Source organism: Marinomonas aquiplantarum, from assembly GCF_003314975.1.
Taxonomy (GTDB): domain Bacteria; phylum Pseudomonadota; class Gammaproteobacteria; order Pseudomonadales; family Marinomonadaceae; genus Marinomonas; species Marinomonas aquiplantarum.
On the sequence record NZ_QNRF01000006.1, the window covers coordinates 36,702 to 59,455 of the forward strand.

A 22,754-nucleotide genomic window follows, 5' to 3' on the forward strand; every position below is an offset into this window, starting at 1 on the left:
TTATCTCTGACAGGCTATGGTACTAACCAACTAGTGCGTCGTTGACCAGTGCTTCTTGCTCTTCTACGTGGACAGACATGTAACCCGCTGCTGGTGCAGCTGATGAAATTCGACCCGCAAAACGGATCTTCAACTCTGGGTACAGTTTTTCCAACACTCGATTCATACGGTGACGATTGGCATGCCAAGCACCTTGGTTTTTAGGCTCTTCTTGACACCAAACCAAACTCTCAACATTTTTGTACTGTTCCAATACGGACTCAAGGTCAGCATATGGGAATGGGTACAGCTGCTCTAAACGAACGACCGCCACATCATCTTTTTCTAGCGCTTCACGGCGATTGATCAAATCGTAGTAAACCTTACCGCTACACAACACAATGCGTTTTACTTTATCCGCTGCGATAGACTCTGATGCTTCTGGCAATACTGTTTTGAAGCTGCCTTCAGCCAAGTCTTCTAGAGTCGAAGTGGCTTGCTTGTGACGCAACAAACTCTTCGGCGACATAATGATCAACGGACGGCGCATTGGACGAATCGCTTGACGACGCAAGATATGGTAGATCTGTGATGGTGTGGTTGGGACACAAACTTGGATGTTGTATTCCGCACACAATTGCATAAAACGCTCTAAACGAGCAGAAGAATGCTCAGGACCTTGACCTTCGTAGCCGTGAGGCAACAACATAGTCAAACCACATAGGCGTCCCCACTTATGCTCACCACTGGTAATGAACTGGTCAATTACCACTTGCGCACCGTTGGCGAAATCACCAAATTGCGCTTCCCAGATCACCAAACCTTGTGGTGATGTGCTGGCATAACCGTATTCAAATGCCAATACGGCTTCTTCAGACAGGTAAGAATCGTACAAGTCTAATGTTGGCTGATCCTCAGACAAATGTTTAAGAGGAATGTAAGTGCTGCCATCTTTTTGACTGTGAATCACCGCATGACGATGCGAGAAAGTACCACGACCAGAATCCTGACCTGTAATACGAATCGGGTAACCCTGCTCTAGCAAAGTAGCCAACGCCAATGTTTCTGCGTAACCCCAGTTCAGAGGCAAAGCACCAGCCGTCATTTTGTCACGGTCTTGGTAAATTTTCTGTACCTGACGCTGAACAACAACCCCATCAGGAACATGAGTCAGCTTTTTCGCCACTTCTTGAAGTTCAGATAATGGGTAACGTGTGTCACCTTCATCTGTCCACTCAACACCTAGGTAAGGTTTCCAGTCCACAAACATCTTCGTTTGTGACTCTAACACTAGGCTTTGCGCAACGTGACGGCCATTATCCAAGTTCTCACGGTTATCACTAACCATTTGATCGGCCAATTCTTTGCTCACTACTGATCCAGTAATTAGCTTATCTGCGTATAAGGTACGAGTGGTTTTTAACTTGCTAATAACATTGTACATTAATGGCTGTGTGCCAGATGGCTCATCCGTCTCGTTGTGACCACGACGACGGTAACAAACCATGTCAATTACCACGTCACGACCAAATTCGTAACGGTAATCCAATGCTAATTGTGTAACGAACAAGACCGCTTCTGGATCATCACCGTTTACGTGGAAGATTGGCGCCTGAATCATTTTCGCAACATCGGTTGCGTATTCAGTAGAACGTGAGTCTTCTTGACGGTTGGTGGTAAAACCAACTTGGTTATTGATCACGATATGAACCGTACCACCAGTACGATAAGCGCGTGTTTGCGACATTTGGAAGGTTTCCATTACCACGCCTTGACCGGCAAAAGCCGCATCACCGTGAATGGAAATCGGCACAACAGATTTACCGGTTGTGTCTTTACGTCGGTCTTGACGAGCTCGAACAGAGCCTTCAACCACTGGCGAAACAATTTCTAAGTGAGATGGGTTGAAAGACAATGCAATATGAACTTCACCGCCTGCGGTCATGACATTCGAAGAGAAACCTTGGTGGTATTTAACGTCACCAGAAGTGTTAACCAGTTTCTTACCTTCAAACTCGTCGAACAGGTCTTTCGGGTTTTTACCTAGGGTATTAACCAGTACGTTCAAACGACCACGGTGAGCCATGCCAATCACAACTTCTTTCGCACCCAGTGCGCCAGAACGTTGAATTAACTCATTCACCATAGGAATCAAGCTTTCGCCACCTTCCAAGCCGAAACGCTTCGCACCAGGGTAACGGCTAGCTAGGTATTTCTCTAGACCTTCCGCTGCAGTAAGACGTTCTAGTAGACTTTCGCGAGTTTCTTTTGAGTATTCAGGGCGGGATCGAACGGACTCTACTCGTTGTTGTAACCAAGCTTTTTCTTGGGTATCAACGATGTGCATGAACTCATAACCGATACTGCCACAGTAGGTTTTTTCCAGTTCGGATACGATTTCACTTAACTTCATATTGTCTTTGTTGAAGAACAAAGAATTAACGTTAAATGACGTGTCTAAATCAGCACCAGTTAATTGGTGGTAACCCAGATCCAAATCAGCGACTTTTTCACGCTTCTGTAAACCTAGTGGGTCCAATGTTGCATGTTGATGACCACGAACGCGGTACGCATTAATCAACTGCAAGACACCGATTTGCTTCTGCTCATGGTCAGAACTCACGGCAACGCCAGAACTGGCAGGCATGGCTCTGAATTTGTTTTTACCAATTTGCAGAAATTGTTCTTGAATAACTGAATGAGGAAGATCCGTTGACTGAGCTTCGCTAACGCGAGGCAATTGGTCAAAACATTTCCGCCATTCTTCCGAAACTGAATTCGGATCGACGAGGTAGCTTTCAAACAACCCTTCTACATATTCCAAGTTTCCACCTGAAAAATGAGAGGTGCTCCACAGCAACTCCATTAAACTTTCGTGCATTCTCGATCACCCTTATGTTCGAGCCAGCTACCGGGGTCCCGGTTCAATCGAACGATTGATCTTATTATCAGGCCCGTAAGACTTTTGACAGTCTCGATTTTTTTGTTTACTTCCAGCTACTATCGCCCTCTGACGTTCAATACTAAGTCACTAAAAGCATGTCACTCAATTCATGAAATACTTTGAATCCTTCATCACTGAGTTAGCAACTTTTCTTAGCACATCCTTGCTCGTAGAGGTCGAATTTTAAATTCTTTTTATTCTATTCTCCATAGGAGAATATGCAAAAATGGCGGCATTGAATATCGATTCAAGCCGCCTAATTCGGCAGTCAGGTCAAATTTACCCCATCACTATCCGAATCTTTCATCTATTAGGTCGCTCTTTGCAACAGCATAGTACGAATATTACCAATTGCCTTAGTCGGATTTAACCCTTTAGGGCATACATTGACACAGTTCATAATACCATGGCAACGGAAAACACTAAATGGGTCATCCAATTCGCTTAAACGCTCTTGCGTGGCGTTGTCACGGCTGTCCGCTAAGAAACGGTAAGCCTGCAACAAACCAGAAGGACCAACAAACTTATCTGGGTTCCACCAGAAAGATGGACAAGCGGTTGAACAACATGCACACAAGATACACTCGTAAAGTCCATCAAGCTTTTCACGCTCTTCTGGGCTTTGCAGACGTTCAATTGCTGGCGCTGGCGTATCGTTCATCAAGTATGGACGAATTTTCTCGTATTGCTTGTAGAATTGTCCCATATCAACCACTAGGTCACGCACGACTGGTAAACCAGGTAGTGGGCGCAACACCAACTTGTTGTTCTTAGACGCTTCCGACACTGTGGTAATACAAGCCAAGCCATTTTTACCAGACATGTTCATACCATCAGAACCACACACACCTTCACGGCATGAGCGACGGTATGAAATTGTTGGATCCTGCGCTTTTAGCAAGTTCAGAACGTCCAACACCATTAGGTCTTTACCTTCTGGCAAATCCACTTGGTAATCCTGCATATAAGGAGCGTCGTCCTTCTCAGGATTGTAGCGATAAATACTAACTAACATTGACATAACCCCTTAGTACGTACGAGCTTTAGGTGGGAAAGCGTCCATTGTCTTAGGCGCGAAGTTTACATCACGCTTAGTCACTTTCTTATCCGCTGGATGGAACAAAGAATGCTTCAACCAATTCTCATCATCACGCTCAGTGAAGTCGTTACGGGCATGTGCACCACGACTCTCTTTACGGAATTCTGCAGGAACCGCTGTCGCTTCCGCCACTTCTAGCAAGTTTTCAAGCTCAAGAGCTTCTATACGAGCAGTATTGAAGGCTTCACTCTTATCTTCAAGGTGAAGATTTTCAACACGCTGACGAATTTCCGCTAACTGCTCTAGGCCTTTCTGCATAGAGTCACCTTCACGGAATACACCGAAATACAATTGCATAACACGTTGCAGGTCGGCACGAACTTCCGCCACGCTTTCGCCACCAGTAGAGGCGTTCAAACGGTTCAGGCGAGACATAGCTTTTTCTACATCTGTATCCGTTGCGTCTAGGGAATCAAAACCTTCATCAAGAGATTTCTTCACCTGCAAACCAACCGCACGACCAAATACCACCAAGTCTAACAACGAGTTACCACCTAGACGGTTAGCACCGTGTACTGATACACACGCGGCCTCACCACAAGCGTATAGACCATCAACAACGATGTCTTCACCTGCTTCATTTTGCATTAGAGCCTGACCACCAACGTTAGTTGGAATACCGCCCATCATGTAGTGACATGTAGGAATAACTGGGATCGGTTCTTTCACAGGGTCAACGTGCGCAAAAGTACGAGACAATTCTAGGATACCAGGCAGACGCTTATTCAGAGTCTCTTCACCTAAGTGATCCAACTTCAGCAATACATGGTCACCCTCTGGACCACAACCACGGCCTTCAAGGATCTCCAAAATCATCGAACGTGCCACTACGTCACGACCAGCAAGATCTTTCGCGTTAGGCGCATAACGCTCCATGAAACGCTCACCGTCTTTATTGATCAGGTAACCACCTTCACCACGACAACCTTCTGTTACTAGCGTACCCGCACCGTAAATACCGGTTGGATGGAACTGCCACATTTCCATGTCTTGCATTGGGAAACCAGCACGCAGTGCCATACCAATACCGTCACCCGTGTTAATGTGAGCATTCGTAGTAGACTGATAAATACGACCTGCACCACCAGTAGCAATAACGGTCGCTTTTGCTTTTAGGTAAACCGTTTCACCTGTTTCAATACAAATAGCGATTACACCAACCACAGCGCCGTCGTTATTCTTAACCAAATCTGTGGCATACCATTCATTAAAGAAAGACGTACCACCTTTTAAGTTCGCTTGATAAAGCGTGTGCAACAAAGCGTGTCCAGTACGGTCAGCCGCAGCACAAGTACGAGCAGCCTGACCACCCTTACCAAAATCTTTAGATTGACCACCAAAAGGACGTTGATAAATACGACCTTGCTCAGTACGAGAGAATGGCAAACCCATATGCTCAAGCTCAAATACCGCTTGAGGACCAACAGAACACATGTACTCGATAGCGTCTTGGTCACCAATGTAGTCCGACCCTTTTACCGTGTCGTACATGTGCCAGCGCCAATCATCGTTTGGATCATCACTTGCGATCGCACAAGTAATACCACCTTGCGCTGATACTGTGTGAGAACGAGTAGGGAATACTTTCGTAATACAAGCGGTATCCAAACCTGTCTCTGTCAACTGAAGAGCGGCACGCATACCGGCACCGCCACCACCAATTACAATGGCATCAAATGAAATCGTACGAATATTCGCCATTACTTATAGCCCCCAAAGAACCTGAATGCCCCACACGATGTACACAAACATGGCCAAACCGCATAGAGATTGAAAGAAAAAACGTGCACCTGTTGCTTTAATATAGTCTGTCGAAACAGACCACAAACCGATCCAAGAGTGGATACCGATAGACAACAAGACCAACAAACTAAAAATGCGCATCCATGTTGTTTCAAACAATGCGCTCCATTGCTCATAAGTCAGATCTGGATTACTCACCAAATAACCGATCATAAACAAGGTATAAATAGACAGAACTAATGCAGAGACTCGCTGCATCATCCAGTCATATAGGCCAGAACGACCAAAGCTTGTAATTTGAGTTACCATATCCACACTCCTGCTAATACGATAAAGACGGCAGCGATGATCAGGTTGGCAATTGCCGCACTACGCCCGCTGTCCAATTCTTCGAAATACCCCATATCCATAAACAAGTGTTTTACACCTGCCACTAGGTGATACAACAAAGCAGATACCACTCCCCAGATAATAAACTTGGCAAGGAAACTGGTTTGCAAAATGTTGACGACTTGATCAAAGCCCTGCTGAGAATCCAATGACAAATCAAACGCATAAAACAAGAAAGCCAATCCTACAAAGAGAATGATTCCTGTTACACGATGAAGAATGGATACAATGGCGGTGACTGGCTGGGATATTGTTAAAATATCAAGGTTGACTGGTCTTTTTTTGTTCACGAGTTATACACCATTTTTTCGATTGAATGGTCAATCACGACCCTATGACTATATGTTTACGCAGGTGGTAAGCAAAACGATCACTCGTCGCATAGGACTTAAGTTGAAAACCCCATCGATTTACAAATGACGATCTAAAAGCGACTCTCTTTTAACTATCATCAACAAATCAATGAGATTATCTGGGGCGCAATTATAGACCAGCAAAAAATACGAAGACAAATAGACTGAACAAGGGGTTTTCAATGGTCATCATTCATCAAATGAATGTACCCATAAACCGAAACAATAATGGTATAAAATTACATAAATGAAACCCAAAAAAATACACATTTTATCCTTTACAAACATAAAGTTACAAATTTAAAGTACAAGCTTCAACCAAGCTCACCCCTTACGTTTTGTCAGTTTATTACAAAAACTTAAGTGACTAGGTCAATAAAGTGTCAGTAGTCAAGATTGACTTTTATGGTCTATAAACAGTATTTTTTCTCGCACCTTCTGGGCCAGGATAATCAAATAATACGAATTCTTCGCCCCGGACCAGAATATGAAGGAGACCAAAATGGCTGATAAAAAAGCACTACTCAAAGTGGACGGTATCGATCAATCCATCGAATTACCAGTCCTTACAGGCACTCTAGGTACAGACGTTATAGACGTTCGCGGCCTTGGTGCTAACGGTGTTTTCACCTACGATCCAGGCTTTATGTCGACCGGTTCTTGCGAATCTGCGATCACCTATATTGACGGTGAAGCTGGCATTCTTCTGCACCGCGGCTACCCTATTGCCCAACTTGCAGAACATTCAGACTACCTAGAAACCTGCTACTTGCTGCTTTATGGAGAACTTCCTACTGAAGCACAGCGCGCAGAATTTGAACGTACGGTTGGTAAACACACTATGGTGAACCAATCCATGCATAAATTCATTGAGGGCTTCCGTAACGATGCTCACCCAATGGCAATCATGTGTGGTTTAGTTGGAGCATTGTCTGCTTTTTACCAAGACCATATGGACATCAACAACCCAGAACACCGTGAAATTGCGGCGTTCCGTTTGATTTCTAAAATGCCAACATTGGCGGCAATTTGTTACAAGTATTCTAAAGATCAGCCTGTTATGTACCCACGTAACGACTTGTCTTACGCTGAAAACTTCCTCTACATGATGTTTGCGACACCATGTGAAGATTACAAAGTGAATCCAGTATTCGCCAAAGCCATGGATCGCATCTTTGTATTGCATGCCGATCACGAGCAAAATGCCTCAACCTCTACTGTACGTTTGGCTGGTTCTTCAGGCGCTAACCCATTCGCTTGTATCGCAGCGGGCATTGCGACCCTTTGGGGACCCGCTCACGGTGGTGCTAATGAAGCAGTACTAACCATGCTGGAAGAAATCGGTGACGTTGAAAACATCGATGAGTACATCGCAAAAGCCAAAGACAAAAACGATCCGTTCCGCCTCATGGGCTTTGGCCACCGTGTTTACAAAAACTTTGACCCTCGTGCCAAAGTTATGCGTGAAACCTGTGACCAAGTATTAGAAGAGCTTGGACAGTCTGATGATCCTCTATTGAAGATCGCTAAACGTCTGGAGCAAATTGCCCTAGAAGACCCTTATTTTGTGGAACGTAAACTGTACCCGAATGTGGACTTCTACTCTGGCATCATCATGAAAGCCATCGGCATTCCAACAAGTATGTTTACCGTTATCTTCGCCATGTCTCGTACCATTGGCTGGATTTCACATTGGAATGAAATGATCTCTGGGCCGTACAAAATCGGCCGCCCTCGCCAGCTATATGTTGGTCATAAAGAAAGAGATTACCCAACAGATAAGTAATCTCTTATCGCACAAAAAAACGCGTCCAAGAGACGCGTTTTTTTATACTTATAAGTAGCAGTATTAACTATTATTCATCGTCTTCTTCGACGATTTCAGTGACTGTTTTTTCACCGCATTTCGCGCATTTACCTTCAATCCAAACACGCCCTTGTGATTCAAATTCTTGCGGCTCAATCATCCCAAGGTCAATCTCTTGGCACTGGTTGCACCAAGTTTGTGTTAAAAAATCTTGCTGTTCCTCTGCAGAACGCGCATAAAAATCACGAGCAACCACTTGCTCCGCAGATATATCTGACATTAGTTCACTCCACTGTATAAATAAGACACAACACGGTTAGCATCAGGATCAAGGGCATTTAACGGCGCTTCTATTAACAAACGACTTAACGAAATAGAGTTAAACAACTTTTGCTTATCGCCGTCAATTTCAACACTGTACTCAACTTGCTCACCTTTCACTTGCACTAAACTCACTTCACGGACAACACCGATGCTTTCTAGATAAGCTTGCACTTTTGCCATAGAAGAATAATTGCTCACACCGCCAATCTGAATATTTAAGCGGCTGGCTGAACCACTGTTCCTAACAGAAGCATAACGAGAGGCAAACACATTGGCCAACTTGGCACTGGCTTGATCCAATAAGCTCTCCAAGTTGTCTCCAGTCAGCACAAACCGATCCGTTTCACCGGTTTTTTGCATCACCATCAAACTACCACCAATGTGCCCCGCATAATTACTCACTCTTAATGCGGCCACCGCATCCGTCTGATAACGTTGGCTGGCATTGGCAATGGTATCTTCAAAGAACCCCCACACATCCGCGGCGGTAATATTATTTTGATCGACTTGGTCAATGAGAGGAGCATAAATGGGCACACCAACTAAGCTGCTTGCCCGCGCAAAGTCATTTAGAATCTGCGATGGCGCATTCGAACCAGACAAGCGTCTAATGCCATTGTTTTCACTCGCTAACCAAACCAACACCGAAGGTCGGTTACTTCCCCACACGGGCAAACCATTTTGTGATAAAAAGCGGTCGATCGACTCGGGATAAAAAGTCACTTTAATTTGTTTGCCTGGCACCAAACCATCATCGCTCGGTAACAACTCACTTAACGAGGCAACAGAATGCTGTGCGACCCAGCCAGCGGATTGCTTTCGAGCTTGGCTCAATAAGTCGCCGATTATCGCTTCTTTGTTACCTGATACTTTTATCAATACCTGCTCAGCCGCTAACCTGAACGCTTGGTTAAGCATATTCGCTTCCGATTGCGTCACCGGCAAATTAATTTCAGCACTGTACAGCCCTTTCACATTGACCGCCTGAGCCGACGATGTGAACCAAAAAATCATTAATAGAAAAAATATACGAGAATTCATAGCCCTTCCTTCGTTTATTTTGTCTATTCTACTGTCTTAATCGCAAAGAACCATAGCCCTAATGTGTCACTATGGTAAAATGCCTTTTTTTCCTCGTACCATGATAAGGCATAGGCAATGACCAAGTCGGACAAACCATCGATTAGTTATAAAGACGCAGGCGTAGACATCAACGCTGGCAACCAACTTGTTGAACGCATCAAAGGCGTTAGCAAAAAGACTCGCCGCCCAGAGGTAATGGGTGGTTTAGGTGGATTCGGGGCCCTTACCCGTTTACCAACTAAATACAAAAAACCCGTCTTGGTGTCTGGCACAGACGGCGTGGGCACTAAGCTACGTCTTGCAATGGATCTAAATCAACATGACACCATCGGCATTGACCTTGTGGCTATGTGTGTTAACGATCTAGTGGTAGCGGGTGCTGAACCATTACTTTTCCTTGATTACTATGCAACAGGTAAACTAGATATCGATGTTGCGGCAAACGTCGTGACAGGTATTGGCGAAGGCTGCTTACAAGCAGGCTGTGCTCTGGTCGGCGGTGAAACTGCTGAAATGCCTGGTATGTACCATGATGGTGACTACGATCTAGCTGGCTTTTGTGTCGGTGTTGCAGAAGAAGATGATGTCATCGACGGCAGTCAAGTAAAAGCCGGTGACAAACTGATCGCGCTTGGCTCATCAGGCCCTCACTCTAACGGTTACTCTTTGATCCGTAAAATTCTAGAAGTCAGCCAAGCAGATCTTAATACAGATATCGACGGCGTAGCACTGAAAGATGCTCTTATGGCTCCAACACGCATTTACGTAAAATCCATTCTTAAATTGATGGAAAGCGTTCAGGTTAATGCTCTTGCTCACATTACTGGTGGCGGATTGCTGGAAAATATTCCTCGCGTTTTACCAGAAGATGCAGCCGCTAAAATTGATGCCGACAGCTGGAAACGTCCTGCTGTGTTTGATTGGCTTCAAGAACAAGGAAATGTCGAGCAAGAAGAAATGTACCGTGTTCTAAACTGTGGTGTCGGCATGGTACTGTGTATCAATGCAGACAAAGCAGAAGAAGCATTAAACCTTCTTCAAGCGGAAGGCGAACAAGCTTGGATCATTGGTGAAATTTGCCCACGTAACGGTGGCAAAGATGTATTGATTTCCGATCTAGAGTCTAACGCATGAGTTTTCCAGTCATTGTCTTGATTTCAGGCAGTGGCAGTAACTTGCAAGCTTTGATTGATCAAAGCTTGCAAGGAAAACTGAACATCGATATCAAAGCTGTGATCAGCAACAAAGCTGATGCCTTTGGATTAGAAAGAGCAAAAAAAGCGGGTATTCCAACCCATGCTCTAGATCATAAGGCGTTCGCCAGTCGCGAAGCATTTGATGAAGCACTGCAACAAACAATCGATCAGTATCAACCTAAGTTAGTGGTATTGGCTGGCTTTATGCGGATATTAACTGAAACCTTTACGCAACATTATGAAGGTAGAATGCTTAATATACATCCGTCTTTACTGCCAAAATTCAAAGGCTTAGATACACACCAAAGAGCCATTGACGCTAAGGAAGAAGAACACGGCGTTTCTGTGCATTTTGTGAGTTCGGAGCTGGACGCTGGCGCGGTAATAATACAAGCCAGTACAAACATAGAGGCAGGCGAAACCGCAAGCAGCCTTGCTGGTAAAGTTCATGCACTTGAGCATGTTATTTACCCAATGGCAGTGAAGTGGTTTAGCGAAAGTCGACTGACATTAAAACAGGGTAAGGCGTATTTGGATGATGTTCCTCTTGCGGAAACAGGCATTCTTTACCATCCAGGCCTAGCCTAAAAAGGAGAAAGCATGGGGATTCATAAAATATCAATCTGGTTTATTGTCGCTTTTATGTCCATTCCTATGCTTTCTTACTCTGCCACACCAACGGAAAACCCTTTTCTAGATGCCTATTCAGCCGTTTACAGCACGGTTTGGAAAAAAGGCATCAGCCTAAAAGTGGAAGGCAAGCAGACGCTTTCTAAACAATCAGGTGATATGTGGAAGTTTGCATTTTCAGCCGATAGTCTCATCGCCTCTCTCAATGAAAGTTCGCAATTTTACGTTAGAGACCATCAAATCATTCCCACTAAGTACCAGTATAAAAGCAAGGTTCTGGGCAAAACCCGTAAAGCCACCCTTACCTTTGATTGGAAAAAACAGCTGGTCCGCAATGATGTAGAAGAAAAGCCTTGGAATCTGTCCATCAGCCCGAACACCCTAGACAAATTGTCTATCCAATTGCAGATTCGACAGGATTTAAAGCAAGGAAAAAACGAGTTTGATTACCTTATTGCCGATGGTGGTTACATCAAAAATTGGCAATTTAAGCGCGAGAAAATGGAAACCGTAAACACCAAACTCGGTCGTTTATCTGCCATCAAAATGCTTCGAACCGATAACTTAAGCAAAGGCAAACAAACCTCTTTTTGGTTTGTGCCTAAGCTGGATTACCTGCTTGTCAAACTAGAACATAAAGAAGATGGCGAGTCGTATCACCTTGATATAGACTCATTCAAACGCCTTTAAGTCAGCCCAAGTATTGAAGTTCTTCAACGTGTCACCAGAGTCAACACGGACCGACTGGCAACCAAACGATTCGTAGAAGGCCATAACCGCCAACTTATCCTGCTGACTCATAAACACATCCAAAGCGAACAAACTTGATGCCACAGGCATGATTGCATGTAATGGATGACGATCCTTATCGTCCTGTAAATAATGAATTTTATCTGGTGATGCCTTTGCTGCCTCAAGTAAAGACTGGAACTGCTGGCTCGTGATCAAGGGAGTATCACAAGGCGACACCATTAAATGTGAGCTTTTTGATACCGCCAAACAGGAATAAAGGCCAGCCAAGGGCCCTTTGTCATACACGGACTCTGTGTCTGAGTATAATTCATAACCCATCTCTTGATATTCCGCCATATGTCGATTGGCATTGATCAACATTCGATCCACAATAGGTTGTAACGCTCGGACCACATGCACCGCCATTGGCTCATCACGAAACAAAAGTAAACCTTTGTCCTGACCTGATACACGCTCCCCTTTACCACCTGCTAAGACAGCACCAGTAACCGATGTTATTTCCATGCTTTAATTCGCTTTTTTCAGCCAAGGTAAAGATCGATTAGACCAAATTTCATCCGCTAATGCCAAACAAGCTTGATGAGAGTCTAATTTGTACAACAAACCGACCACAGCCGCGAGGGTTTGACGCACAGCTTGCTCACCAAATGGATCAATTGTTTCCCCCTCCCAATGATCTAGCAATCGTGAGACATCCAGATTGTCTTTCAGTCGTTTATAACTCTGCTCAGCTTTCGGCCATACTGTCCAACTCGCTTGGTTATCCTGCCATTTCCCTAAGGTCACTTCACGCTCAGGATTCACTTCCGCTTCCCCATTACCACCTCGAAATACCAAGACAGATGGGTCTTGTAGCTGCTCACAAGCAGATAGGTGTAACGCATCGTAACCACGATGGAATACGCCATGTAGACTATGGGGAGCAAAAAATGGATTCATCATTCGGACAACCGTGTTCACTGGTGAACGCAATCCTAATTGGTATTTCAAATTCATCATTTTCCCTAACATCGGATGTATGTTTATCAAATCGATGTAAGCAAACGCTTGCTCATTAAGAGATTGATTGACCTCTTCCTCTGATGAGCACACATTGAGGTTCAACGCACCTAAGACTTGATTGACATAAATCCGCTCTTCACCCTCAAACGCGTGACCATGCATGACAATACGAACACCCGCATTCGCTAAGGCCAACGCTGACAACAAAAACCAAGGCAACTCATTACGCTTACCAGCATAAGCAGGCCAATCGAGGTCGACTTTCGGCACCAATGAATTGTTTTCCCGTAAGAAGCGACGTGTGGCTCGTGTAAAACCAACGGTTTCTTCAACCGTCTCTTCTCGTATGCGAATTAACATCCAAAAAGCTCCCGATTGCTCAGGGGCCACTTGATCATTTAGCATAAGAGTCATGGCTTGTTCAGCTTCTTCTGACGTAAGACTTCGAGCGCCTTTTTTACCTCGCCCCAGCACTTGAATAAATGGCTTGAATGCTTCACTCATGCGCTTTTCTCCACTTGTATTGGCATAAAAGGTTTCAACTCTGGTACACAAGAACCACAATTAGTGCCACATTTTAATCGTGCCCCCAACTCAGCGACTGAACTCGCGCCCTCTGCTACCGCCTGTTGAATTTGCTTACTCCCCACTTGAAAACAAGAACAAATGATTTCGCCTTTGTCTTCCGCTTGTGCCAAGCTGCCCGCCAAGATAGCTAGCCTTTCCTGCTCCTCCACTTGACAATCAGGCGCCAACTTAGACACTAACCAATCCAAACTTAATTGCTGCGGTTGATCATGCCAGTACAATAACAAGACCAATTGATTCTCTTGCAAGCAAGCCATTCTGGATTGTCCTGATAATGGATTCTGATATTCCATCCAATACTCTGACAAGCCAGTTTGCTGTTTTAAATTTCGTATGGCTTGCTCTACTTCGGCAGCACTAGACAATGCCACTTCGTAGTAAAAACCATGCTCAGACGGAATACGACACCAATATAAAAACGCCGATAAGTCCAACGCTTGTGTTGATAAAATGGAACCAAACATAGGGTTATGTATGGCTTCCAGTCGGATCACAGCATGCTTAGATTCAGGCTGCCCTGATAATGGGTCAACGACTTGTGGTATCAAATTGGATATCACAGACTGATTGGCAAAGGCCTGAGTCCAATGAATCGGGGCAAATACCTGACCTGGTGAGGTCGCCCGACTTGTCTTTACCCTTAAAATAGCCTGACCATGAGGACTCACTAAACGCGCCAAACCTTGATCCTGAAGCCCCAGTGCTTTGACATCACGAGGATGAATTTCAACATAAGGTTGATTGGTATGACGAGCCAAAGAAGCCGCATTTCCTGTTCTCGTCATGGTATGCCACTGATCTCGAACTCGCCCTGTATTCAAAACAAAAGGCCATTCTTTATTACTCACATGTTGGGGAAGCACAGGCGTAATAGGAATAAAACGCGCCTTACGATCCGCCGTGAAAAATTGCCCATCCGCAAACATCCGTTTGGTGCCTGCTGGCTGACCTTTAGGAACAGGCCATTGAACCGGCAATAAGGCGTCGTACTCTGCTTGAGTCATAGACTGAAAATGACCTATATCGAAGTCTCTTTTCCCTGAATTTTCAAACGCCGATAGTGCGGCATGCTCCACAAAAATGTCATGCGCCCCTTGGTAACTAAACGCCGAATGGAAACCAAGCCTTTTCGCGACTTCACAAATTGCCCACCAATCATGTCTGGCCTCCCCCGGCGCAGGTAACAATCCTCGTTGACGAGAAATACACCGCTCAGAATTTGTTACCGTGCCATTTTTTTCACTCCACCCCGTTGCTGGCAATAAGATGTCCGCCATGGCCGTCGTATCAGTATTGTTTTTACAGTCACTGACAATAACCAATTCACACTTTTCCAACGCTCGTCGGACCTGAGCTGTATCGGGTAAACTCACCATCGGATTCGTCGACATAATCCACACCACTTTGACTTTACCTGCTTCCATGGCTTGAAATAAATCGACCGCTTTCAGACCATTTTCACTGGCCATGTTGGGTGCCTGCCAAAAACGCTGAACCAAGTCTTGTGCGCCGGGCGTTGCAAAATCCATATGAGCCGCCAGTTGATTGGCTAACCCACCAACTTCTCGTCCTCCCATGGCATTTGGCTGACCTGTAATAGAAAAAGGCCCAGCGCCTTCTTTGCCCACCCGACCGGTTGCGAGATGACAGTTGATAATGGCATTGCATTTATCCACGCCAGAAGACGACTGATTAATGCCTTGAGAATAAAAAGTTACTGTCTTATCAGTATCTGCCCACCAATCCGTCAGACAAGTTAAGTCTTCTAACGGCACACCACAAAAATCCGCTGTAAAAGACGCACTTGGTGTTGCCGCATAAGCACACTTTAAGGCCTCATCAAACCCGGATGTCGAATCCGCCATAAAAGCCTGATCAACAACGCCAGCACTATCTGAATGACAGAGCAGGTAAGAAAAAATCGCCGCATCAGACCCAGGCTTAATCGCTAAATGCAGATCCGCAATATCACAGGTCGCGGTTTGACGAGGGTCAATCACCACCACTTTCATGTGAGGACGTTTTTGTTTAGCCGCCGCAATGCGCTGATACAAAACCGGGTGTGTCCAAGCGGCATTAGACCCCACCATAATAAGCAAATCGCAGCACTCTAAATCTTCATAACAACAAGGCACAGTATCAGACCCAAACGCCCGCTTATAAGCCACCACTGCGGACGCCATGCATAACCTTGAATTCGTGTCGACGTTAGCCGTACCAATAAAACCTTTCGCTAGCTTATTAGCCACATAATAATCTTCCGTTAGGATCTGACCAGACAAGTAAAACGCAAAAGCATCAGGGCCATGATCTTTTACTACTTGAGTAATCTTGTCGCTAATGGTGTCTAAAGCCTCATCCCAAGAAGTGGAGTGCCCCTGAATGCTCGGTGTGAGCAATCTGTCGTGATCCATTAAGGTTTGCGACAAACTGCTTCCTTTCACACACAGCCGCCCAAAGTTTGCCGGATGCCTTTCATCCCCTGACACTGGGGGAACAGGGTCTTTATCTGCACTCGGCAAAACCATATTCACACCACAGCCGACACCGCAATAAGGACATGTTGTTTTTTGAAAAGCCTGCGCCATATATCCATCCTTCACTTTTTTCGAAGACAAAAAAAGCCCAATCACTCTACTAGAGTGATTGGGCTTCGTTGCCTTTTGTAATATCTGATTGCTTTGTTAGTAAACCAACTTTGGCTCAAGGTGCATCAGTTACTAATAACAAAGCAATTAACAGGCCAAGTACAACAAACGCCAGCCAATCAGGATTCATGCGATTTGAGCTCGAACCTTAGATGACTCTCAATGGAAATATTGCGTTATTTTGGTGCAAATACCACGCTCAGGGTCAAAGAAGGATCACTTACAAGCAACAAACACCTTGCCCGTCTCCAACTTCACAGGCCAAGTGGTTATCTTGACACCTTCTTCCTCAAGGCACTGTCCAGATTGCAATTCATAATGTTGCTTATACAGAGGACTCGCCACTGTCCACTGCTCTTTTAAATTCGCCAGCAAACCACGAGACAATACATTGGCTTTGCCAATTGGGTCCCAATTGCTGATGGCGAATACTTTTTGCTCTGCCTCTGGCACATAAAACAAAGCAATTTGCTGTCCGTCCAACATGGCAGCAATGCCTGCGCCTTCGATCAAGTCCTGCTGTTCACACATCAATTTCCACTGCATTGTCACGGTTAACCTGCCTTAGCAATCAGTTGCTGTTTTTCTGCTTCTGTCGCAGGGCGAATTTGATTTCGCTCTTCAACAAATACCACGTTGGCATCGCCACCTTCATAGTTGACGAACTGACGGAAATTCTTCAACGCTTGCTCGTCTTCTAGTGTTGTTTTCCATTCACACTGGAAGGTATCCACCACATGTTGCATGCTTTGCTCTAACTCTTCACACAAGCCAAGCTTGTCTTCAATAACTACTTCTTTAAGATAGTCCAGACCACCTTCTAAGCCCTCCATCCACACGGACGTACGTTGTAAACGATCGGCTGTTTTGGTGTAAAACATCAAGACTCTGTCGATATACTTGACCAAGGTTTCATCGTCTAAGTCCGTAGCAAACAAGTCTGCATGACGAGGCTTCATACCACCGTTACCACATACATATAAGTTCCAACCACCCTCTGTGGCAATCACACCTATGTCTTTACTTTGAGCCTCGGCACATTCGCGGGTACAACCGGACACAGCGAACTTAATTTTATGCGGTGATCTCAAGCCTTTGTAGCGATTCTCCAGATGAATTGCCATGCCCATGCTGTCGTTGACACCGTAACGACACCAAGTGCTGCCCACACAGGATTTAACGGTTCGCAGTGACTTACCGTAGGCTTGGCCGGTTTCAAATCCAGCCGCCACCAGCTTCTCCCAAATTTCAGGTAATTGCGGTAAGGTCGCACCAAATAAATCAATACGCTGACCGCCGGTAATCTTGGTATACAAGCCATAATCTTTGGCCACCTGACCAAGTACAATCAGTTTATCTGGGGTAATTTCACCACCTGGAATACGCGGCACAATGGAATAAGTACCATCCTTTTGCATGTTGGCAAGGAATCTATCATTGGTATCTTGCAAACCAATATGCTCTTTTTTCAGTACGTAATCATTCCACACGCTAGCTAGAATAGAACCCACAGCAGGTTTGCAGATTTCACAACCATGACCTTTGCCGTGTTTTTGCAGTAGCTCAGCGAAGGTTTTAATGCCTTCGATTTTGATTAGGTTGTATAAATCCTGACGGGTATACGCAAAGTGCTCACAAATATCCGTACTAACTTCCACACCCAGTGCCAATAATTCGTTATCGACCACCTTTTTCAGTAAAGCAGCACAACCACCACAGCCAGTAGCGGCTTTGGTGACCCCTTTGACATCGCCAACAGACAAAGCGCCTGCGCAGACTGCATCACTGATGTCTTGCTTACTGACGTTATGACAACTACAAATAGACGCGGTAGCGGGTAAGGCATCGACACCCAAAGCGGCTGGCGCGCCATCCATGCTAGGTAAAATCAAAGACTGAGCATTGTCAGGCAGATCGATCGCGTTTAGGTAATATTGCAGCAAGGTATCGTAATAACTGTTGTCCCCCACCAAAACGGCACCCAATAGTTTCTTACCGTCTTCTGAGACCACCATTTTACGGTAGCTTTGAGTCAGCTCATCTTGATACACAAATACCTTACAGCCTTGGGTTTGAGCGTGAGCATCACCGATCGAGCCGACATCACAGCCAAGCAACTTCAGCTTAGTGCTCATGTCAGCCCCCATAAAGCGTTTGTCCACATCGCCCATAATATGTGCTGCCGCGGCTTTCGCCATGCTGTATCCTGGTGCCACTAGGCCAAAGATCCGACCATTCCACAAAGCACATTCACCAATGGCATAAATACTGTCATCACTGGTCAAACAATCGTTGTTAACACAAATACCGCCGCGCTCACCAATCTCCAAACCAGATTGTCTGGCTAAAGCATCCTGTGGGCGAATCCCAGCGGAAAACAAGATTAGGTCGGTTTCGAGATGACTACCATCGGCAAAATTCATACGGTGGAAGGCTTGCTCACCATCTATAATTTCTTGCGTGGCGGTAGCCGTGTTCACGCTTACATCCAAACCTTCAATCATTTCTTTTAACACTTGACCGCCGGTCTCATCTAATTGGACTGGCATTAAACGTGGTGCGAACTCAATCACACTGGTTTCCAAACCTAAGTTCTTAAGCGCATTGGCTGCCTCCAACCCAAGCAAGCCACCTCCGACGACCGTGCCACGCGTCACTTGTTTCGCACAATCTCGAATCGCATCCAAATCTTCAAGAGTACGATACACAAAAGTATTGTCCCTATCGTGACCAGGCATAGGCGGTACAAAAGGATAAGAACCTGTCGCCAATACTAAAAGGTCATAAGGCAAGCTATCGCCCGACGCCAATTGCAATGACTTGGCAGCACGATCAATCCCTACGACTTGGCTATTAGTGAAATAGCGAACTCCATGTTCGTCGTATAGACGACCATCTGTCATGGCTAAGTCCGCGGCGGCTTTACCGGTAAAATATTCACTTAAATGCACACGGTCATAAGCCAAATGCGGCTCTTCGCCAAACACATCAATAGAAAATTGATGTTGCGCACCTTGCTCAATCAATTGTTCGATAAAGTGATGTCCCACCATACCGTTTCCCACGACGACTAAACGTGGTTTATCTGTTGTTGAAGTGTTTATAGTCATGTATTTCCCCTTGTCGGAGTTTCGCGCTACAAGCACTGAATCAAGCGACTTGTGACTGGCAATAAGCCTCGCCAAATATCAGTCGATCCAGCATGGCTGTAACCTTCGTCTGGTTTTGAATCAGCTGGAAATACCAGCTACCATCGGCGACGTTGCCGTATAGAATAGCGCCCACCAGTCGGCCGTCGTTGACCACCAGTTTGCGATAATGATTGGCGCTTACGTCTTCAAAAATAAGGCAAGCGTCATTTGCATCAGGCTGAATTTTTCCTACCGAAAATAGGTTTATGCCCGACACTTTCAATTTGGTTGGTGTTGGCATGATGGTAAAATTTGCGGCACTGCCTGCCAACACCTGAGTTAATACGCTAATTTGAGACCAAATCGGGGCCACCAAGCCAAAGGTTTGTTGCTCAAATTCACAACATTCGCCAAGGGCATAAATATCCGCATCCGACGTGGTCATTTGTGCATCAACCAAAATGGCTTTGTTTACCGCCAAGCCAGCCTGCTCGGCTAATTGCGTTTCAGGCACGATACCCGCCGCCATGATCACCAGATCCACTGGTTTTTGCTGTCCATTACCGTGCAATAACCGACATACCGCCCCCGACGCATCATGAATAAATCGCGTAGGACTATCGGATAAACAAAACTCAATCTCCATGGTTTCAAGACGACGTTGTAGCAAACTGGCTGCTGCAGCGTCTAACTGTCGATTTAACAAGTGACCACTGCGATGAAATACAGTGACCTGATGACCGCGTTTTACCAAACCAACAGCCGCCTCCAACCCAAGCAGACCACCGCCAACCACCACCACATTTTGTGCGGCTGGCAACGCTGACATACGGTCGACATCTTGCCAAGTACGAAAACCCATGACGTTATGCCCATTGGCGCCTTCTATGGGTAATATGTTGGCTTTGGAACCGGTCGCAAAGACCAGCTTGTCATAATCAATCACTCGACCAGATGATAAGATCACCTTTTTTTGTTTACTTGAAATAGTCACCACAGGGTCTTCGGCAATGATGTTCACGCCACTGTCGCGCATCTTAACCAGATCCACCAGCCGCATGTCTTCATCGCCAATTTCTTCCGCCAACAAAGACGACAACATAATGCGGTTGTAACCGACTTTCGGTTCTTCACCTATCAAGGTAATAGCAAGTTTAGCGGTTGAATTGTGTGCCAATTCCTCGGCTAATTTACTGCCCGCCATACCGGCACCGATTATGACTACTCGCATCATGATGAAATACCCTGTTACGCGTTAGCCACTTTCGCGGCAGACGAACTGGTCGCTTTAGCATTTCCATTGATCGGCTCGACTTTACGTTGTTTTTCATACAAGAATGTCAGTACCTGAGCGCGATAATCCACATACTTCGCATCATTTGCTAATGCCAAACGATCACGAGGTCGTGGCAAGTCCACGTCTAAAATCTCACCGATGGTCGCGGCTGGACCATTGGTCATCATAATAATGCGATCCGACAGCAACACCGCCTCATCCACATCGTGGGTAATCATGATGACGGTGTTGTTTAAGTCTTTTTGAATCTCCATAAGAGAGTCTTGCAGATGAGCTCGAGTCAAAGCATCCAAAGCACCAAAAGGCTCATCCATCAGCAACACACTTGGCTCCATTGCCAAGGCTCTTGCGATACCAACACGCTGTTTCATACCACCAGAAATTTCATCAGGACGCTTATCTGCCGCATGTGTCATGTGTACTAGATCTAAGTTATGCATGATCCAGTCATGCATTTCTTTTTTCGATTTGGTCTTTTTAAAGACTTGCTTCACCGCCAACTCAACATTCTGGTAAGAGGTTAACCAAGGCAACAAGGAATGATTTTGAAACACCACCGCACGCTCTGGTCCAGGGCCTTTGACTTCTTTGCCATCAAGAAGCACACCACCTTCTGTCGCGTCATACAAACCCGCCACTATATTCAAGACAGTGGATTTACCACAGCCAGAATGGCCAATAAGAGACACAAATTCGCCTTTATTGATTTTTAAATTCACCCCATCTAAAGCTTTAAACGCCCCTTTTGGGGTTGGAAATTCGATGGATACTTGACTGATGTCTAGATGTGTCGCCATGTTCATTCTCCTATCGTAAAATTTGTGTCTTATCCCAAGACACAAAACGCTGAACCATCAACATGGCTCGATCCAATAAAAAGCCGATGAAACCTATCATCAACACCGCCACCATAATGCGACCAAGAGAGTTAGAGCTGCCATTTTGAAACTCGTCCCAGACGAACTTTCCTAACCCTGGGTTCTGTGCCAGCATTTCTGCAGCAATCAATACCATCCAGGCGATACCCAAAGACAAGCGCAAACCAGTGAACATCAATGGAATGGCCGATGGGATGACGATTTTCATCACATGAGTAAACCAACCTAAACGCAGAACCTTAGAAACGTTCAGCAAGTCTTTTTCCACCGCGGCAACCCCAACCGCAGTATTAATCAAGGTTGGCCACATACAACATAGGGTGACAGTGAACATGGAGGTTAAAAAGGATTTAGAGAAGATCGGGTCATCAGATACGTAAGTCGCACTCACTACCATGGTGACAAGTGGCAACCAAGCAAGCGGTGACACTGGTTTAAAAACTTGAATAACGGGATTTAGCGCACTGTACACCGCATTATTCAAACCAATCAAAATACCCAATGGAATGGCAATCAAACAAGCCAAGCCAAAACCAGCAAGTACGGTATACAAACTGGTAAAAATTTGATCAAAAAAAGTCGGTTTGCCGGTATAGCTGCGAATTTTGCCCACATAATCAGGGTCTTTTGCCTGACGTTTGGCAATTCTGTCTTCCTGACGCTCATAAAAGCGCTGCTCTTTTACCCTTTCGCTCTGATGTTCACTAATCAGGTTACCCCATTGCTCATAGACTACGGCTGGCCCAGGAAATACACCCAATGATGTGTGTACTCGGCTGGCCCCAACCTGCCAGAGCATAATAAAAATAATGATTCCACACAGAGGCAAAAGAAGGCTTTTGATGGAGATTTGCTCAAGCTTTTCCTTTAAAGAGTGAATGGATAAATCTGACATGGCGATATTCCTGC

General features: G+C 45.4%; 19 protein-coding genes. 4 read left to right on the forward strand and 15 right to left on the reverse strand.

Annotation, left to right across the window (positions count from 1 at the left end):
* Window positions 1-22: 22 nt before the first annotated feature.
* From DFP76_RS12055 to sdhC, 5 genes are all read right to left on the reverse strand, one after another.
* Complete coding sequence (locus DFP76_RS12055; RefSeq protein ID WP_113874895.1) at window positions 23-2,860, reverse strand: 2-oxoglutarate dehydrogenase E1 component; 2,838 nt, start codon at window positions 2,858-2,860, stop codon at window positions 23-25.
* A gap of 373 nt (window positions 2,861-3,233) precedes the next feature.
* A complete protein-coding gene (locus DFP76_RS12060) occupies window positions 3,234-3,938 on the reverse strand; it encodes a succinate dehydrogenase iron-sulfur subunit (protein WP_063331907.1) in 705 nt (234 codons plus the stop codon).
* Between the two features lie 12 nt (window positions 3,939-3,950).
* Window positions 3,951-5,723 (reverse strand): succinate dehydrogenase flavoprotein subunit, encoded by a 1,773-nt coding sequence (gene sdhA / locus DFP76_RS12065; protein ID WP_113874896.1) that lies wholly within the window; start codon window positions 5,721-5,723, stop codon window positions 3,951-3,953.
* A gap of 3 nt (window positions 5,724-5,726) precedes the next feature.
* The gene (gene sdhD, locus DFP76_RS12070) at window positions 5,727-6,074 is read right to left on the reverse strand and encodes a succinate dehydrogenase, hydrophobic membrane anchor protein (protein ID WP_063331905.1); all 348 of its coding nucleotides are present in this window, start codon (window positions 6,072-6,074) and stop codon (window positions 5,727-5,729) included.
* Window positions 6,068-6,445, reverse strand: a complete 378-nt coding sequence (gene sdhC, locus DFP76_RS12075) for a succinate dehydrogenase, cytochrome b556 subunit (RefSeq protein ID WP_113874897.1) — start codon at window positions 6,443-6,445, stop codon at window positions 6,068-6,070. Before sdhC ends, sdhD begins: the two co-directional genes overlap by 7 nt.
* 565 nt (window positions 6,446-7,010) lie before the next feature.
* Between sdhC and gltA the strand changes: the two genes are divergently transcribed.
* Entirely contained in the window at window positions 7,011-8,294 is a 1,284-nt protein-coding gene (gene gltA / locus DFP76_RS12080) for a citrate synthase (RefSeq protein ID WP_113874898.1), read from the forward strand.
* 70 nt (window positions 8,295-8,364) lie between these two features.
* On the opposite strand, the gene DFP76_RS12085 is transcribed toward gltA, so the two are convergent.
* Entirely contained in the window at window positions 8,365-8,595 is a 231-nt protein-coding gene (locus DFP76_RS12085; RefSeq protein WP_113874899.1) for a hypothetical protein, read from the reverse strand.
* On the reverse strand, window positions 8,595-9,680 hold the full coding sequence (locus DFP76_RS12090; RefSeq protein WP_113874900.1) for a DUF2066 domain-containing protein: 1,086 nt from the start codon (window positions 9,678-9,680) through the stop codon (window positions 8,595-8,597). Before DFP76_RS12090 ends, DFP76_RS12085 begins: the two co-directional genes overlap by 1 nt.
* Before the next feature lie 117 nt (window positions 9,681-9,797).
* Here DFP76_RS12090 and purM point away from each other — a divergent pair, with 117 nt between their 5' ends.
* Genes purM through DFP76_RS12105 form a run of 3 tightly spaced genes read left to right on the forward strand, consistent with a single transcriptional unit; the run spans window position 9,798 to window position 12,238 of the window.
* Window positions 9,798-10,856, forward strand: coding sequence for a phosphoribosylformylglycinamidine cyclo-ligase (purM, locus tag DFP76_RS12095; RefSeq protein WP_113874901.1), 1,059 nt, complete (start codon window positions 9,798-9,800; stop codon window positions 10,854-10,856).
* On the forward strand, window positions 10,853-11,506 hold the full coding sequence (purN, locus tag DFP76_RS12100) for a phosphoribosylglycinamide formyltransferase (protein ID WP_113874902.1): 654 nt from the start codon (window positions 10,853-10,855) through the stop codon (window positions 11,504-11,506). Before purM ends, purN begins: the two co-directional genes overlap by 4 nt.
* 12 nt (window positions 11,507-11,518) lie before the next feature.
* Window positions 11,519-12,238, forward strand: coding sequence for a DUF3108 domain-containing protein (locus DFP76_RS12105; RefSeq protein ID WP_113874903.1), 720 nt, complete (start codon window positions 11,519-11,521; stop codon window positions 12,236-12,238).
* Here DFP76_RS12105 and mobA read toward each other — a convergent pair.
* The 8 genes from mobA to DFP76_RS12145 all read right to left on the reverse strand — a co-directional run bounded on the left by mobA (window position 12,221) and on the right by DFP76_RS12145 (window position 22,740).
* Window positions 12,221-12,805 carry a molybdenum cofactor guanylyltransferase gene (gene mobA, locus DFP76_RS12110; RefSeq protein ID WP_113874904.1) on the reverse strand — a complete coding sequence of 195 codons (585 nt, stop codon included), beginning with the start codon at window positions 12,803-12,805 and terminating at the stop codon, window positions 12,221-12,223. The genes DFP76_RS12105 and mobA overlap by 18 nt on opposite strands.
* 3 nt (window positions 12,806-12,808) lie before the next feature.
* Window positions 12,809-13,807: a glycosyl transferase family protein gene (locus DFP76_RS12115; RefSeq protein WP_113874905.1), complete on the reverse strand. Its 999-nt coding sequence runs from the start codon at window positions 13,805-13,807 to the stop codon at window positions 12,809-12,811.
* Window positions 13,804-16,479, reverse strand: coding sequence for a nitrate reductase (locus DFP76_RS12120; RefSeq protein ID WP_113874906.1), 2,676 nt, complete (start codon window positions 16,477-16,479; stop codon window positions 13,804-13,806). Before DFP76_RS12120 ends, DFP76_RS12115 begins: the two co-directional genes overlap by 4 nt.
* 276 nt (window positions 16,480-16,755) lie before the next feature.
* Window positions 16,756-17,085 (reverse strand): nitrite reductase small subunit NirD, encoded by a 330-nt coding sequence (nirD, locus tag DFP76_RS12125; RefSeq protein ID WP_342767831.1) that lies wholly within the window; start codon window positions 17,083-17,085, stop codon window positions 16,756-16,758.
* Window positions 17,086-17,093: 8 nt separating this feature from the next.
* On the reverse strand, window positions 17,094-19,649 hold the full coding sequence (nirB, locus tag DFP76_RS12130; protein WP_113874908.1) for a nitrite reductase large subunit NirB: 2,556 nt from the start codon (window positions 19,647-19,649) through the stop codon (window positions 17,094-17,096).
* A gap of 40 nt (window positions 19,650-19,689) precedes the next feature.
* Entirely contained in the window at window positions 19,690-20,904 is a 1,215-nt protein-coding gene (locus DFP76_RS12135; RefSeq protein WP_245931930.1) for an NAD(P)/FAD-dependent oxidoreductase, read from the reverse strand.
* A 14-nt stretch (window positions 20,905-20,918) separates the two neighbouring features.
* Window positions 20,919-21,764: an ABC transporter ATP-binding protein gene (locus DFP76_RS12140; protein WP_113874909.1), complete on the reverse strand. Its 846-nt coding sequence runs from the start codon at window positions 21,762-21,764 to the stop codon at window positions 20,919-20,921.
* Window positions 21,765-21,774: 10 nt separating this feature from the next.
* Window positions 21,775-22,740: an ABC transporter permease gene (locus tag DFP76_RS12145; RefSeq protein ID WP_113874910.1), complete on the reverse strand. Its 966-nt coding sequence runs from the start codon at window positions 22,738-22,740 to the stop codon at window positions 21,775-21,777.
* Window positions 22,741-22,754: the final 14 nt, after the last annotated feature.